This window comes from Pseudomonas sp. KB_12, from assembly GCF_052114545.1.
GTDB classification, from domain to species: Bacteria; Pseudomonadota; Gammaproteobacteria; order Pseudomonadales; family Pseudomonadaceae; genus Aquipseudomonas; species Aquipseudomonas brassicacearum.
In genome coordinates this window covers 15,836-30,928 of the sequence record NZ_JBFREY010000023.1, presented here as the reverse complement: position 1 = coordinate 30,928, position 15,093 = coordinate 15,836, and the positions used below count along the sequence as shown (strand labels likewise).

Here is a 15,093-nt window from a genome sequence, read left to right as displayed (position 1 = left end):
GGTAGTCATTCGTACACATCAATCGGCCAACCAGGCCCGTCGCCAGGCGGCCAGGCGCTCGCCTTCAAGAAGCCACTGCGCTCGCACGGTGGACTGCAAGGTATCCCCCAGCGTCGCAGAGGCCTCACGGTCTTCCAGATGCAAGCGAATCGCCCGGATCCAGTCTTGCGCCTCGTTACTCACTCGCGACAGCGGCAACACCTCGCCGCCAATAAACCCCGGCATGCGGCTGCAAATGACCGGATGCCCGCAAGCGGCATGCTGCAGGACACGTAAATCACCAGAACAGGCATTACCCAGGGTTTCAGCCATGGGTACCAGCGCAAGATCCAGATTCAAGGCTCCCATGGCCCCAGCCAACTGCTGCTGCGCGACAGCTGGGTGCAGTTCCTTCAAAAAAGGCTGCAGTGCTGCGGGACAGTCGCCGAGCACCACCCACTCGACTTCGTCAGCCAACGCGGGCAGCACGTCGGCCAGCAGTTCAGCATCCTTCCCGCCCAGCCAGCCCAGGCGTGGCTTGGAGCCCATGCGGCGCTTGCTTTGTACGCGGCCCCATGCAGCCGGTAGCAGGGTCTCCAGCACGCGGATGTCGTCATGCTGACCCTGTAACAGTTCGGCCAGCGCTGGCGTGGGGACCAGCACCCGATCGACCTGCAACATCCCGAACCGCAGACGCTCCAGCAGCTCATCGGCAGAGTAATCGCCCTTCAATTCCATCTGCGGCAAGTAACCGTCCAGATCGTAGACGGTAAATGCCTTGGAAAACGCCCTCAGGCGGCTCAGGGTTAGCAGCCCGGCATCATCCAGAGGACGCTGTAACACGATGGTCGTCGGCGCCAGGCGCTCGATCTCCACCGGCGACAGCAAACTCGAAACAGCCGCGCCTTCGACCTGCCCCGCTTCAAGCAATGTGCTGAACGGCTGAACCAGTCGCGAATAGGCCCCCGCCCGTTGTTCGGTGACAAAGACCAGCACCCTCGGCACGCTGCCTTGCAGCGGATACCAGCACAGGTCCTTGTTTTCCCGGACAAAACCTTCGCCAGCGCGCAGCGAAAGGTTGGCGTTGTAGGCCGGGTCGCGGGCCAACTGCGGCAACCAGCGCGCGAACAAGGCATCCTCCTGTTCGCTACTTGCACGGGCATCTGCCGACGGGCTTACCAACAGCCGCGCGTAAGGGGTCCAGACGTTCAGGTAACCGGCTTGCTGCAGCTTCAGGCACAGGTCGACATCGGTCCAGGGCGCCAGCAGCGGATCGGTGTCGAAACCATCGGCTTCGAGAAACAGGTCCCGCCGCAGAATCAGGCATTCACCGCCCACTGCGGAGCAGTTCTGCTCAAGCCCAAGCCGCCCCATGTAACCCGCGGCCTGGGATGACAGGCCCTCGAACGCCCGACCGACAACTCCGCCCTGCCCCAACACAAGGCCCGCCTGGCGTATGTGGCCTTGGCTATCCTGCAACTTGCCTCCCACGGCGCCCACTTCCGGACGCTGGGCGTGATTGAGCAACGCCTGCAGCCACCCTGGCTCAAGCACAGCGCTTTGCGCATCGAGCCAGAGCAGGTACTCGCCGCGCGCCTCCTGAGCCGCCGCATTGCACATGGCCGCACGCGACTGCCCGGGCATGAAACGCAACACCTGGAAACGGCCCTCGCCCATCTCCTCGACCAGCCCTAACCACTCTAGCAATGCAGGCTCATCGTTGCCCGGTTCAACCAGCAAGACCTCGAAGTCCACCGCGCGGGTCTGCGTCAGCAGGCTTTCCAGGCAACGCTGGAAATTCGCCAACTGCCCTTCCAGGTAAATCACAATACTGACCGAGGCCTGCCGCTCGTGACCATAGTCGATACGATAGCGGCCCGGCTCCAGTGCAATCGCACGCGCCTGCCCATAACCACGCGCTTGCAGATGCGCATCGATGACCGCACGCTCGTCCGCGCACTCAGACTGTCGCACCTCGTTGGCGATCAACAAGGGTTCGCTGACATGACCGATGCTCGCCATGCCCTGCTCGATGATCAGGCGCAGTTGGCAGGCCAATTCAAAGGCGCCACCGCAGGCATTATCAAAACCGTTCAAGCGCATCAGCGCCTCACGACGGTACATCCAGTGACGGGAATGGCTGGCCGGAAACGCCAACAACAAATCCAGATTCAGGTCGGGTCGCAACGAGAGATCGATCACGCCGCCCGTACGCAGCGCCTCGTCGGCGTACACCGCCAGGCACCCGTCAGGCGCATCAAGCAGATTCAGAGCCGTCACCAGCAACCCTGCGGCGATGAACTCCTCCCCCGCCTCCACCAGCATGACCCAATCGCTCTGGACGCCCTCGAGCAAGCCATTGATCGCGGCTGCCGGTTGCTTGGGATCACACGCCAACCACTGAACATTGGCACGCCCCGGGTCAGCGCCCCCCATCACGCACACATGGATGCGCTGGTACAACTGTCGATCCAGGCTGTCCAGGGTGTGAGCCAGCGCCAACTGATTGCCGTTATCGCGGACCAGGACAGTGAAACTGGGTGCAGCCGAGTTGGCCAAGCACTCATTCATCAGACGCAATTGCTGCGCCGTCGGGTAACGTTGGCGCAGCCAGTCGAGCGCCCCCAGACGATTGCCAACCGCCTCTCGAGCGGCAGTCGCCTGGGTTTTTGCAATGAACACGTCCAACTGCTGCCAGAAAGACGCGGTGCGCTCGACGTAACGATGCAAGGCGTCACCGAGGCTTGCCCGCGCATGTTCCAACGGGTCCGGCTGATCGAGCATGGCAAAGCCGACACTGCCGAAGAAACTGGTGTCGAGCAGTGGCTGGTCGACGCCATGTCCCGGAATGAAGATCACCGGGCAGCCACACAGCACCGCCATGACGCAGGTCATTGACCACTCATAGCTGTACATCACCTCCGCACTGCGCAGCAGCTCGGCCAGCTCGGACAGGGACAAGGGGTTGGCCATGCTCAGCAGGCGGATATCCGCTGGCAGTAGCGAGTAGTCGATCTGGTCCAATGGGTGGCGGTTCTGGTAGAGATAGCTCCCTTTACGCACAGCTGCGGCGCCCACCGTCGAGAACATTTCGATATCGATCGCCGGCAAACACAACAGGTCACCATCAAGGTCACCACGGTGCTCGGCGAGCCGGGCGGCGTAATAGAAAAACAAGTCGGTGGGCGCGGCGTTCATGCCATTTCCCGTGAGGAACCCCTCGAAATTCAGCAGAAAACGCGCCACGACCGAACAGTTGAGCGGATTGCCTGGGAACACCTCGGGATAAACCGCAATCGGCACCTTGCCCGCCGCTATATGACGCTGTTTGATTGCGGAATCGATCACGGGTGTCTTGAGGTCTGGATTGACCACTTCGGTGCCGCAGATGTAGGCCTCACGCCCACTGAGATTGAGCATGTGGCAGAGGTAGTGCAGCGAGACGACGCCCGACGACGACTCACGGTAGGCAGGCGCCAGGAAGTAGTACGGATGCTCGGGTTTGGCATACATCAGCCGCAGACGCGCCAACGCCTGTTCAAGCGAATGAGCGTCCAGCTGCGCAAGGTTCGACATCGGGTGCAATCTCCAGAATCAAATCAAAGGGGTGTCACTGGCAAGGCCCGCTCAGGCAGCCCTTTTCTTCAGAAAATCCGATGCATCCGCGCCGGTATTGAACAACAGGTCAATAACACTGACCGCATGCTGGAAGTCGCCATACACCTGCGGATATTCGGGATAACCGGCATAGCTCATATACGACACCGCGATCCCATTGGCGGCGAACGCCGCTTCGTCGAGGTAATGACTGGCCGCGGGTCCAGAGAGGTATTCGTTGGCCCCGAGGGCCTGGCATAGATGGATCAGGCGTTCATTCTTGCCCTCTACACCACCCAGGTCTTCGGAACGGTAAAGCGGCGTGTGAATTCCCAGCAGGGGACACAAGCCGGCAATGAACAGGTGGTTGATACGGGTCAGGTGGGTGAGCTCGGCCGCCTGCTCGTAGAGCGCGCGAATCGGCGCCTCCATCTGGGCGAAGCAAGGTGCGCGGCGGTAGCTCTGCTCAATCGTCTTCCAGTGCGCAGCGGCCCAATCCGGACTGTTGATCTGGACTTCGTTGATCAACTGGCCGAGACGGCCTTTTTTCTTGACTGGAATACTCAGCCAATGCTCACCCTGGGCAGTCTTGATCTTGTTGCGGTTGCGCCAGTCACTCCGGGTGTACTGGACATCGTCATAGAGGATGAACGCATCGACGCTACGGATCAGATCGAAATACCCCTTCCAAGGGATGTAGTTCGACTGCACCACAGCTATTTTCTTTTGCATCCTGAGCCTCACGTACGCAGCCGAAACCGGGCCTCTGCCCTGTCAAAAAATCGCCACCCCCTATGAATAAGCGGGGGACAGGCCACGATCTAGCAAATCCCATACCAGGGAAAAAACGCCCCCCGCTACGGCTCAGTCTTGCCGACCTCATACTCCCGCAACTTATTGGCAATGGTCGTATGGGAAACCCCCAGCCGCTTGCCCAGTTGCCGGCTGCTGGGGTGCTCGGAGTACAAGCGCTCCAGCACCGCTTTCTCGAAGCGCCCGACAATGTCGTCCAGGCCACCCTCAAGGGAAAAATCGCCAAGGGGTTGGCGCACGCCGTAGTCCGGCAGGCGGATATGCTCGGCCTTCACCATCCCGCCATCGCACAGGGAAACCGCCTGGAACAGCACGTTTTCCAGTTGCCGGACATTGCCCGGCCAGTGGTAGTGACTGAGACGATCCATCGCCGCCGGGGCCAGCTTGGGCAAGGCGCAGCCGATCTGGCGGCTGGCCTGGTCGAGGAAATGCTCAACCAGCGGCGCCAGGCCATCGAGGCATTCGCGCAGCGGTGGGATGTGCAAGGAAAGCACGTTCAAGCGGTGGTACAGATCCTGGCGGAATTCGCCCCGGGCGCAGAGTTCGGACAAATCGACCTGGGTGGCGCAGATCACCCTGACGTCCAGGTACACCTCTTCATCGCTGCCGACACGCCGGAAGCAACCGTCCTGCAAAAAGCGCAGCAGTTTCACTTGCAGGCGCGGGCTCATTTCCCCGACCCCGTCGAGGAACAGCGTACCCCCGGCAGTCAGTTCCAGCAGGCCGAGCTTGCCTTCGGCCCGGGCGCCTTCGAAGGCTCCGGGGCCGTAGCCGAACAGCTCGGTCTCGGCCATGGACTCGGGCAGCCCGGCACAGTTGAGCGCCATCAATGGCGATTGCCCGCGCGGGCTCGCCAGGTGACAGGCGCGGGCCAGCAGCTCCTTGCCAGTGCCGGTTTCACCCTCTATCAATAGCGGCGCGTCCAGCGGTGCCATGCGCCGGGCCTCACGGACCACCGCCGCCATGACCTTCGAACTCTGGAAAATACTGTCGAAGCCACGCAGCTCCTGTTTGCGCACGTTATAGATACGTTCGCCCACCCGGTCGGCCCGGTGCAGCGTCAGCACCGCACCGGCCATGGCTTCGCTGTCGTCGTGCTCCGATTGCAGTGGCGCGATGTCGGCCAGGAACACATCGCCCTTGACCTTGACCCGCAGGCCGTTGATGCGCGACTGGTTGGCCCGCACCAGTTCCGGCAAGTCGAAATCCTCGGCATAGCGGGACAGGGGAATCCCCGGCACCTCGTCCACTCGCACCCCGAGCAACTGCGCCGCCGCCCGGTTGGCCGCAACGATGGAGCCGCCCATGTCGATGGACAGCACCGGGAATTCCAAGGCGCCGAGCAAGGCGTTGAGCTCCATGTGCCGACGCTCGCTGGGCATCAGCCCTACACGCTTGACGCCAAATACCCCGGCAATGCCTTCAAATTTCGGACGCAGCGCCTGGAACTGGATGTTGATCAGGTTTGGGCAGTGCAGGTAGATCGCATTGCCATGCTCGCCACCCACCTCCCCCCGGGCGACGTTGATGCCGTACTCCACCAACAGATTGAGGATGTCCCGCAGGATGCCGATGCGGTTCTGGCAATGGACTTTGATGCGCATGAAGAGGCCCGGGTGCGTATGAGATAGAAAGGCGCGCCATTCAAATCCCCCTGTGGCGAGGGAGCTTGCTCCCTCGCCACAAAGGTTTTCTGCGCGACAACGTAAATAGTCGTCAAGATTATGTGACAGATGTAGGCCGATTCCCACCTGAAAAACCCGACAACACCGCAGCGCCGACCAATTCGTAACGAAAACTTTACAAATTAACCCTTTCTTCACCCAAGCCCTCTTAGCCAGGCCGATGCGTATCCCCCTGCTTCGAGTTATCTCTAATACACCGCTGGACATAACAACAAACACATCTTCCCCCAGAGGGAAATCAGCAGGAGAGCAGCATGAAGCAGACGCAGTACGTGGCCCGCGAGCCCGATGCGCAAGGTTTTATCCACTACACCGCCGAAGAACATGCGGTGTGGAACACGCTGATCACCCGCCAGCTGAAAGTCATCGAAGGCCGTGCGTGCCAGGAATACCTGGACGGCATCGACAAGCTTGGCCTGCCCCACGACCGTATCCCGCAACTGGATGAAATCAACAAGGTGCTGGGCGCGACCACGGGCTGGCAAGTCGCCCGGGTGCCGGCACTGATCCCCTTCCAGACCTTCTTCGAATTGCTCGCCAGCAAGCAGTTTCCAGTGGCGACCTTCATTCGTACCCGCGAAGAGCTGGATTACCTGCAAGAGCCGGACATTTTCCACGAGATCTTCGGCCACTGCCCGCTGCTGACCAACCCCTGGTTTGCCGAATTCACCCACACCTACGGCAAGCTCGGCCTACAGGCGTCCAAGGAAGAACGCGTCTACCTGGCGCGCCTGTACTGGATGACCATTGAGTTCGGCCTGGTGCAGACCCCGCAGGGCCGGCGCATCTACGGTGGCGGCATCCTGTCCTCGCCCAAGGAAACCGTGTACTGCCTGTCCGACGAGCCTGAGCATCAGGCCTTCGATCCACTGGAAGCCATGCGCACGCCGTATCGCATCGACATTCTGCAACCGGTGTATTTCGTGTTGCCCGAGCTCAAGCGCCTGTTCGACCTGGCCCACGAAGACATCATGGGCATGGTCAAGCGCGGTCGGGAACTGGGCCTGCACACGCCGAAATTCCCACCGAAGGCTGCGTGAACCGCGTCTTTTAATCTCAATTGAGTCTGTTGCACAACACGGCTTTGCTTTAGCGTGGGTGCATCGACGTTTTCAAATATTCGATCCGGGAACACACCATGAACACTCTGAACCAAGCCCATTGCGAAGCCTGCCGCGCCGATGCCCCACAAGTCAGCGACGAAGAACTGCCGGTGCTGATCAAGCAGATCCCCGACTGGAACATCGAAGTGCGCGACGGCGTGATGCAACTGGAAAAAGTTTTCCTGTTCAAGAACTTCAAGCACGCCTTGGCATTCACCAACGCTGTCGGTGAAATTTCCGAGGCCGAAGGCCACCACCCTGGCTTGCTCACCGAATGGGGCAAAGTCACCGTGACCTGGTGGAGCCACTCCATCAAGGGCCTGCACCGCAACGATTTCATCATGGCCGCCCGCACCGATGACGTGGCCAAGACCGCCGAGGGCCGCAAGTAATGCATTTCGACGCCATCGGCCGGGTACCCGGCGACCCGATCCTGGGCCTGATGGAGGCCTACGGGGCGGACGCCAACCCGAGCAAGTTCGACCTGGGCGTGGGCGTCTACAAGGATGCCCAGGGCCTGACGCCGATTCTTCAGTCAGTGAAACAGGCTGAACAACGGCTAGTGGATCGCCAGACCACCAAGACCTACATCGGCGGCCATGGCGACGCTGCGTTCGGCCAATTGATCAACGAGCTGGTGCTGGGCGCCGACTCACCACTGATCAGCGCCAAACGTGCCGGCGCCACCCAGACACCAGGCGGCACCGGTGCGCTGCGCCTGAGTGCCGACTTCATCGCCCAATGTTTGCCGGGCCGTGGCGTGTGGCTGAGCAACCCGACCTGGCCGATCCACGAGACCATCTTCGCCGCGGCCGGGGTCAAGGTCAGTCACTACCCTTACGTGGGCGCCGATAACCGCCTGGATTTCGAAGCAATGCTGGCGGCCCTGAACCAGGCGCCCAAAGGTGATGTGGTGCTGCTGCACGCCTGTTGCCACAACCCCACCGGGTTCGACCTGTCCCATGAGCAATGGCACCAGGTGTTGGAGGTGGTGCGCGACCGCGACCTGCTGCCACTGATCGACTTCGCCTACCAGGGCTTCGGCGATGGGTTGGAACAGGACGCCTGGGCGGTCCGGCTGTTTGCCCAGGCCCTGCCGGAAGTGCTGGTCACCAGTTCCTGCTCGAAGAACTTCGGCCTCTACCGCGATCGTACGGGTGCGTTGATCGTCTGTGCCCGGGATGCCGAGAAGCTGGTGGACATCCGCAGCCAACTGGCAAACATCGCCCGCAACCTGTGGTCGACACCGCCGGACCATGGTGCGGCCGTGGTGGCGACCATTCTCGGCAACCCGGAACTCAAGAGCCTGTGGGCCGATGAAGTCCAGGCCATGCGCCTGCGCATCGCGCAATTGCGCAGCGGCTTGCTGGAGGCCCTCGAACCCCATGGCTTGCGCGAGCGCTTCGCCCATATCGGCGTGCAACGCGGGATGTTTTCCTACACCGGCCTGACGCCGGAACAGGTCAAGCACCTGCGCGAGCGCCACAGTGTCTACATGGTCGGCACCGGCCGGGCCAACGTGGCCGGCATCGACGCCACGCGCCTGGACCTGCTGGCCGAGGCTATTGCTGACGCGTGTAAATAACGCCACCGTCGGCCGTTGATTTTGTGGCGGGGGAGCTTGCTCCTACAGGCCTGTCCACTCGCTGACAAATTCGGCGGTTTCCACCTTCGGCGCCGTGCGCGCTTCTTTCTGCGGCGTGCCCAGGTAGAGGAAACCGATCACCTCTTCCCCGTCCTCAAGGCTAAGCCCCCTGGCCACATGCGGCGAGTACGCCAGTTCACCGGTGCGCCACACGCCGCCAACCCCTTGGGCATACGCCGCCAACAAGATGCCATGGGCCGCGCAGCCGGCCGCCAACAGTTGCTCGGATTTGGGGATTTTGAAATGGTCCTGCAGACGGGCGATCACCACCACGACCAGGGGCGCGCGCAATGGGCCGTTGAGGGCCTTTTCCACGACGGCTTCCGGTACCAGCGGGTCATTGAACCGCGCTGCTTCGGCCAGCAGTTCGCCCATGCGATTGCGCGCCTGCCCTTCGACCGTCAGAAAACGCCATGGCCGCAACTGGCCGTGATCCGGTGCCCGCATGGCCGCGGCGAACATGAGTTCGCGCTGTTCCGGCGTGGGGGCCGGCTCCACCAGGCGCGGGACGGAAACACGGTTGAGCAAAGCGTCGAGAGCCTGCATCGGCCACCTCCTGAAAAAATGTCCGGCTATTCTAGTGGCTGTGCGGCGAGTTCGTTAGCGCAAATTCCGCGGCCAGCTGCCCACTCCGCGCCGGGTGCCGGTTTACAGGGCGCTTGTCGCGGGTAGAATGGCGCCCTTCCTTTTTCAGCCTGAGCGGACTTCATGGCGTTGCCGACCCTGCGGATCATTGGTTTCATCATCGGCATCTTCCTGATCACCCTGGCGATCTTCATGGTCGTGCCCATGGCCACCCTGATGGTCTTCGAGCGCACCGGCGACCTGCCGTCGTTCCTCTGGTCGAGCATGATCACCTTCCTCGCCGGCCTGGCCCTGGTGCTGCCCGGGCGCCCGGAACACATCCACCTGCGCCCGCGCGACATGTACTTGCTGACCGTCAGCAGTTGGCTGGTGGTGTGTATCTTTGCCGCGCTGCCGTTCCTGCTGACCCAGAAGATCAGCTACACCGACTCGTTTTTCGAAAGCATGTCGGGCATCACCGCCACCGGCGCCACCGTCCTGAGCGGCCTGGACACCATGTCCCCGGGCATCCTGATGTGGCGCTCGCTGCTGCACTGGCTCGGCGGTATCGGCTTCATCGGCATGGCGGTGGCGATCCTGCCCTTGCTACGCATCGGTGGCATGCGGCTGTTCCAGACCGAATCGTCGGACCGCTCGGAAAAAGTCATGCCCCGCTCCCACATGGTGGCGCGGCTGATCGTGGCGTCCTACGTGGGCATCACCATTCTCGGCACCCTGGCGCTCTGGTGGGCCGGGATGAGCCTGTTCGATGCCATCAACCATGCGATGTCGGCGATCTCCACCGGCGGTTTTTCCACCTCGGACCTGTCCCTGGCCAAATGGACCCAGCCGGCGGTGCACTGGGTCGTCATTGTCATCATGATCCTCGGCAGCCTGCCGTTTGCCCTGTACGTCTCGATGTTGCGGGGCAATCGCCGGGCGCTGATCAAGGACCAGCAGGTCCAGGGGCTCATCGGCGTGTTGCTGGTGACCTGGCTGGTGCTCGGCACCTGGTATTGGGCGACCACCGACCTGCATTGGCTGGACGCGCTGCGGCACGTGGCGCTGAACGTGACGTCCATCGTCACCACCACCGGTTTCGCCCTCGGCGACTACAGCCTGTGGGGCAATTTTTCGCTGATGCTGTTTTTCTACCTGGGGTTCGTCGGCGGTTGTTCAGGCTCGACGGCCGGCGGGATCAAGATCTTCCGCTTCCAGGTCGCCTACATCCTGCTGCGGGCCAACCTTAATCAACTGATCCACCCCCGCGCGGTGATTAAGCAGAAATACAACGGTCATCGCCTCGACGAAGAAATCGTCCGCTCGATCCTTACGTTCTCGTTCTTCTTCGCCATCACCATCTGCGTGATCGCCCTGCTGCTGTCGTTGCTGGGCGTGGAATGGATGACGGCGCTGACCGGCGCGGCCAGCACCGTGTCCGGCGTCGGCCCGGGGCTGGGGGAAACCATCGGGCCGGCTGGCAACTTCGCACCGCTGCCGGACGCGGCCAAGTGGATTCTGTCAGGAGGCATGCTGCTGGGCCGACTGGAGATCATCACGGTGTTCGTGCTGTGTATCCCGGCGTTCTGGCGTCACTGACCGCTTCAGGCTGGCTCGCCAACCGTGCCCGGTATTCGCCAGGCGTGGTGTCGAACCAGCGACGGAAGGCCCGGAAAAAATTGCTCGGGTCGGCAAACCCCAGCAGATAGGCGATTTCCAGCAGCGTCATGCCCGGCTGCGCCAGGTACTGCTCGGCCAGTTCACGACGGGTGTCCTCAAGCAAACTCTGGAAACTGGTGCCCTCTTCCTGCAAGCGCCGCTGCAAGGTGCGCTGTGACAAGTGCAGCGTCTGCGCCACCACGTCACGCTTGGGCTCGCCCTGGGGCAACAGTCGGCACAACACTTGTCGTGCCTTGTGCGTCACACGGCTTTCCGAAAAACGCGCGAGGTATTCACCGGCAAACCGATCATGCAACTGCGCCATGGCTTCGTTGGCCGTAGGCAGCGGCGCCTCCATGTCAGCCCGTTCAAAAATCAGCGCGTCATAAGACGCGTCGAACACCAGCGGCGCGCAGAAGGCTCGCTGATAAGGCGCCAGGTCCAGGGGTTCGGTGCCTTGGAACAGCACTTTTACCGGGTGCAAGGTACGCCCGGTCAGCCAGTTGCACAGGGCCAACGCACAGGCCAGGGATGCTTCGGCACTTTGGCGAGTGGGGGGTAAGTGGTCGCCGTGCACCGTCAAAATCAGCCCGTAGCCTTCTTCCAGCCGACGAAAACTCAAGTCGGCGCTTTCGGCAATGATCCGCTGGTATCGCACCAGTCGCTGGAAACCCTCCGCCAGCGTGCGACTGGACATCAAGGCGTAGCCCGCCACATGGAACGAGGCCGGGCGCACCACTTTGCCCATGTTCAAGCCAATGGCCGGGTTACCAGACAATTCCACCGCCCGCTGCCAGAGCCGCGTCATCGAGTCCTGGGGGAAGCGTGCATCCGGATCGTCCAGCGCATCAAAGTCCAGCCCCAGTTGCTTGAACAGCACCCGACAATCCAGGCCGTCGATTTCCAACGCCTTGACAATCCCCATCGCCCAGCTTGAAGAAGTCGTTCGTTCGTTCATGACGTTTTACTTGCATGACGAGCCGCAGGGTACGGCTGGATTTGCGAAGGATACTAAAGTGGCGCCCATTGTCACTGGCTGTTGTAAATGATGGTTCTAGACTTCGAGTATCAGAACAATAACCACAGAGTCAGCCGTCGTGGAAAACGCTAAACGATTCAATACGTTCGCCGAGTTCTACCCGTATTACCTCGGCGAGCACAGCAACAGCACCTGCCGCCGATTGCATTTCATCGGCACCTCCCTGGTCATCCTGGTGTTCGTCATGGCCCTCGTCGTGGGTAGCGGGTGGCTGTGGCTCGCACTGCCCGTGGCCGGCTACGGCTTTGCCTGGGTCGGGCACTTCTTCTTCGAAAAAAACCGTCCCGCCACCTTCCAGCATCCGTTCTACAGCCTGCTCGGCGATTTCGTCATGTACCGCGACATGCTGCTGGGCAAGGTGGCGTTCTAGCCAAAGGATTGCCTATGAACACTCATGCACGCTTTACCCACATGCGGGACGGCACCCAGGAAGACTGGGCGATCATCGCAGCCGATTTCAGCGCCTATGCCCGGCAACTGCCGGGCCGGATCCTGGCCCATTTGAAACTGCTGGACGGCGACTTCGGCGGGTTCCCGGTGGACCGCCTGACCCACTCCCTGCAAACCGCCACCCGCGCCTACCGTGACGGACGGGACGACGAATACGTGGTCTGCGCCCTGCTCCACGACATCGGCGACACCCTCGGCTCGTATAACCACCCGGACATCGCCGCGGCGATCCTCAAGCCCTTCGTCAGCGCCGAAAACCTGTGGATGGTGGAAAAACACGGGATTTTCCAGGGCTATTACTTCTTCCATCACCTGGGCATGGACCGGCACCTGCGCGAGCAGTTTTTCGAACATCCGCAGTACCAGGCGACGGTCGACTTTTGTGCGAAATATGACGCGGCGGCGTTCGACCCCGAGTACGACACGCTGCCGTTGAGTTTCTTCGAGCCGATGCTGGAAAGGGTGTTTGCTGCGCCGAAGCAGTCGATCTACAAGGCGGCGATGGCTGACGCACCGGCCTTGTAGGAGCTGACGAGTGCAACGAGGCTGCGATCTTTTGATCTTTCGCTTGAGACTCAAGCGTCAGGGGAAAGATCGCAGCCTCGTTGCACTCGTCAGCTCCTACGGGCTCAAGCAGGTTCGGCGACTTTCAGTGCTTTCAACTGCGCCTCCCGCGCCTGGGCCTCCGCCAACCGATACAACTCGATCGACCCGTCCCAGTGCTCGATCAGCGCCGTGCAGGATTCGACCCAATCGCCACAATTGAGGTATTCCACCTCGCCCACCATGCGCATCTCGGCATGGTGGATATGCCCACAGACCACACCATGCAGTTCGCGCTTCACACACTCGTGGGCGATGGCTTCTTCGAAATCGCTGATGAAGCTGACGGCGGTCTTGACCTTGTGCTTGAGGTACGCCGACAACGACCAGTAGCCGTAGCCGTAACGGGCTCGCCAATGGTTGAGCCAGCGGTTCAGCGTGAGGGTGAACTCGTAGGCCGAATCCCCAAGGAACGCCAGCCAACGGTGGTACCGGGTGATGACATCGAACTGGTCGCCATGGATCACCAACAGATGCCGCCCATCGGCCGTGACGTGTACCGCTTCGTCCACCAACTGGATATTGCCCAGGATCAGCTTCGAATAACGCCGCAGGAATTCGTCATGATTGCCGGTGACGTAGATCACTTCGGTGCCGCGCTTGCTCATCGTCAGCAAGCGGCGAATGACGTTGGTGTGGGCCTGGGGCCAATACATGCCACCGCGCAGTTTCCAACCGTCGATGATGTCCCCCACCAGGTAGACCTTGTCGGCGTGGTAGCCCTTGAGGAACTGCGACAGGTGCTCGGCCTGGCAATCCCGGGTCCCCAGATGCACATCGGAAATCCACAGGGTGCGAACACGCTGTTTGCGGCTGGGTTTGGCGAGCTCGGCGCTGGTCATTGGGCAACCCTCTGATCGTTTTTGCCACTGTGCACGCCAGCGGTTAATGGCCCATGACAAACACAAGTCCATTGCGTGACAGCGCCGGGCGTTGCGCCCTCGGTGTATGCTGGCGGCCAGACACGGGAGACCGCGATGAGACCGATCCTCACGCTACGCCACTACAGCCACGACTTGATCGCCCACAGCCATGACCATGCCCAACTGGTGTTCGGGCTGTCTGGCGCGCTGGATTTCGAGGTCGAAGGGCATGGCAGCCAGGTGGTGCAACAAAGCTTCGTGGTGGTACCGGCCGGCGCGCATCACGGCTGCGGCAGCCCCCACGGCAGCCGTTGCCTGGTGTTGGATGTGCCCAGTGATGACTGGCTCGGGCAATGCCTGGGGGATCACGCCGACGCCAGCCGCCGCTTGCTCGACGATACCGCTCGCCTGCCCCTGGATGCGGGGCAAAGCCAGTTGGTCAGTTGGCTGGCGGGCAGCCCGGTGGACGATCCGGTGATCGCCCAGCAAGGCGCGGTGCTGCTGCTGGCGAGTCTCAATAACGCTCGCCAGGCAACCCTCGGCGGCCGGCGCCTGCCCTACGCCGCACTCAACGCCCACATCGACCAGAACGCCGCCTATCCGCTGCAAGTGGCGGACCTGGCGCGAGTCGCCGGCCTCTCCAGCGCCCGCCTGCACGCGCGCTTCGTCGCCGAGTGCGGGCAAACCCCGATGGATTACATCCGCAGTCGCCGCCTGCACAAGGCCGTGGCGTTGTTGCGTGAGTCGCAGCTGCCCATCGGTGAGATCGCCCACCGCATCGGCTACAGCTCCCAAAGTGCCTTCGCCGCAGCGGTGCTGCGCGAATTCGGCGTCTCTCCGGGCACGCTGCGGCGTCAACGCTAGATTCGCGCTAAAAATCGCTAGGATCGCGACAGACGCCAGCACCTCTCCAACGCTTAAATGCCCTGTAGGAGCAGTAGGAGCTGTGTAGGAGCTGACGAGTGAAACGAGGCTGCGATCTTTTGATCTTTTGATCTTTTGATCTTTCGCTTGCGATTCAAGTGTCTGGGGAAAGATCGCAGCCTCGTTTCACTCGTCAGCTCCTACAGTCAGCTCCTACAGTCAGCTCCTA

13 protein-coding genes are annotated in these 15,093 nt (G+C 61.6%); 7 read left to right on the top strand and 6 right to left on the bottom strand.

Features of this window, described 5'->3' with window-relative positions:
• Window positions 1–18 precede the first annotated feature (18 nt).
• From AB4Z20_RS18980 to AB4Z20_RS18970, 3 genes are all read right to left on the bottom strand, one after another.
• Entirely contained in the window at window positions 19–3,555 is a 3,537-nt protein-coding gene (locus AB4Z20_RS18980) for a glycosyltransferase (protein ID WP_442090405.1), read from the bottom strand.
• Window positions 3,556–3,606: 51 nt separating this feature from the next.
• Complete coding sequence (locus AB4Z20_RS18975) at window positions 3,607–4,308, bottom strand: WbqC family protein (protein ID WP_442090404.1); 702 nt, start codon at window positions 4,306–4,308, stop codon at window positions 3,607–3,609.
• Window positions 4,309–4,433: 125 nt separating this feature from the next.
• Window positions 4,434–5,993: a sigma-54-dependent transcriptional regulator gene (locus tag AB4Z20_RS18970; RefSeq protein WP_442090403.1), complete on the bottom strand. Its 1,560-nt coding sequence runs from the start codon at window positions 5,991–5,993 to the stop codon at window positions 4,434–4,436.
• 335 nt (window positions 5,994–6,328) lie between these two features.
• Between AB4Z20_RS18970 and phhA the strand changes: the two genes are divergently transcribed.
• From phhA to AB4Z20_RS18955, 3 genes are all read left to right on the top strand, one after another.
• Window positions 6,329–7,114, top strand: a complete 786-nt coding sequence (gene phhA / locus AB4Z20_RS18965) for a phenylalanine 4-monooxygenase (RefSeq protein WP_018614446.1) — start codon at window positions 6,329–6,331, stop codon at window positions 7,112–7,114.
• Between the two features lie 98 nt (window positions 7,115–7,212).
• Complete coding sequence (locus tag AB4Z20_RS18960; protein ID WP_003184087.1) at window positions 7,213–7,569, top strand: 4a-hydroxytetrahydrobiopterin dehydratase; 357 nt, start codon at window positions 7,213–7,215, stop codon at window positions 7,567–7,569.
• A complete protein-coding gene (locus tag AB4Z20_RS18955; RefSeq protein WP_214510717.1) occupies window positions 7,569–8,762 on the top strand; it encodes an amino acid aminotransferase in 1,194 nt (397 codons plus the stop codon). Before AB4Z20_RS18960 ends, AB4Z20_RS18955 begins: the two co-directional genes overlap by 1 nt.
• A gap of 42 nt (window positions 8,763–8,804) precedes the next feature.
• Here AB4Z20_RS18955 and AB4Z20_RS18950 read toward each other — a convergent pair whose 3' ends face one another.
• The gene (locus tag AB4Z20_RS18950) at window positions 8,805–9,368 is read right to left on the bottom strand and encodes an NAD(P)H nitroreductase (RefSeq protein WP_442090402.1); all 564 of its coding nucleotides are present in this window, start codon (window positions 9,366–9,368) and stop codon (window positions 8,805–8,807) included.
• Window positions 9,369–9,530: 162 nt separating this feature from the next.
• Between AB4Z20_RS18950 and AB4Z20_RS18945 the strand changes: the two genes are divergently transcribed.
• Window positions 9,531–10,985 (top strand): TrkH family potassium uptake protein, encoded by a 1,455-nt coding sequence (locus AB4Z20_RS18945; RefSeq protein WP_253472377.1) that lies wholly within the window; start codon window positions 9,531–9,533, stop codon window positions 10,983–10,985.
• On the opposite strand, the gene AB4Z20_RS18940 is transcribed toward AB4Z20_RS18945, so the two are convergent.
• Entirely contained in the window at window positions 10,942–12,003 is a 1,062-nt protein-coding gene (locus tag AB4Z20_RS18940) for an AraC family transcriptional regulator (RefSeq protein ID WP_442090401.1), read from the bottom strand. The two genes, AB4Z20_RS18945 and AB4Z20_RS18940, sit on opposite strands and share 44 nt — an antisense overlap.
• Window positions 12,004–12,142: 139 nt before the next feature.
• On the opposite strand from AB4Z20_RS18940, the gene AB4Z20_RS18935 reads away from it, so the two are divergent.
• Entirely contained in the window at window positions 12,143–12,454 is a 312-nt protein-coding gene (locus tag AB4Z20_RS18935) for a DUF962 domain-containing protein (protein ID WP_027912759.1), read from the top strand.
• A gap of 14 nt (window positions 12,455–12,468) precedes the next feature.
• Complete coding sequence (locus tag AB4Z20_RS18930; protein WP_258690572.1) at window positions 12,469–13,059, top strand: HD domain-containing protein; 591 nt, start codon at window positions 12,469–12,471, stop codon at window positions 13,057–13,059.
• A 104-nt stretch (window positions 13,060–13,163) separates the two neighbouring features.
• Here the strand turns inward: AB4Z20_RS18930 and AB4Z20_RS18925 are convergent, their stop codons facing one another.
• Window positions 13,164–13,979 carry a UDP-2,3-diacylglucosamine diphosphatase gene (locus tag AB4Z20_RS18925; protein ID WP_258690571.1) on the bottom strand — a complete coding sequence of 272 codons (816 nt, stop codon included), beginning with the start codon at window positions 13,977–13,979 and terminating at the stop codon, window positions 13,164–13,166.
• Window positions 13,980–14,114: 135 nt separating this feature from the next.
• Between AB4Z20_RS18925 and AB4Z20_RS18920 the strand changes: the two genes are divergently transcribed.
• Window positions 14,115–14,864 carry an AraC family transcriptional regulator gene (locus tag AB4Z20_RS18920; RefSeq protein ID WP_442090400.1) on the top strand — a complete coding sequence of 250 codons (750 nt, stop codon included), beginning with the start codon at window positions 14,115–14,117 and terminating at the stop codon, window positions 14,862–14,864.
• Window positions 14,865–15,093: the final 229 nt, after the last annotated feature.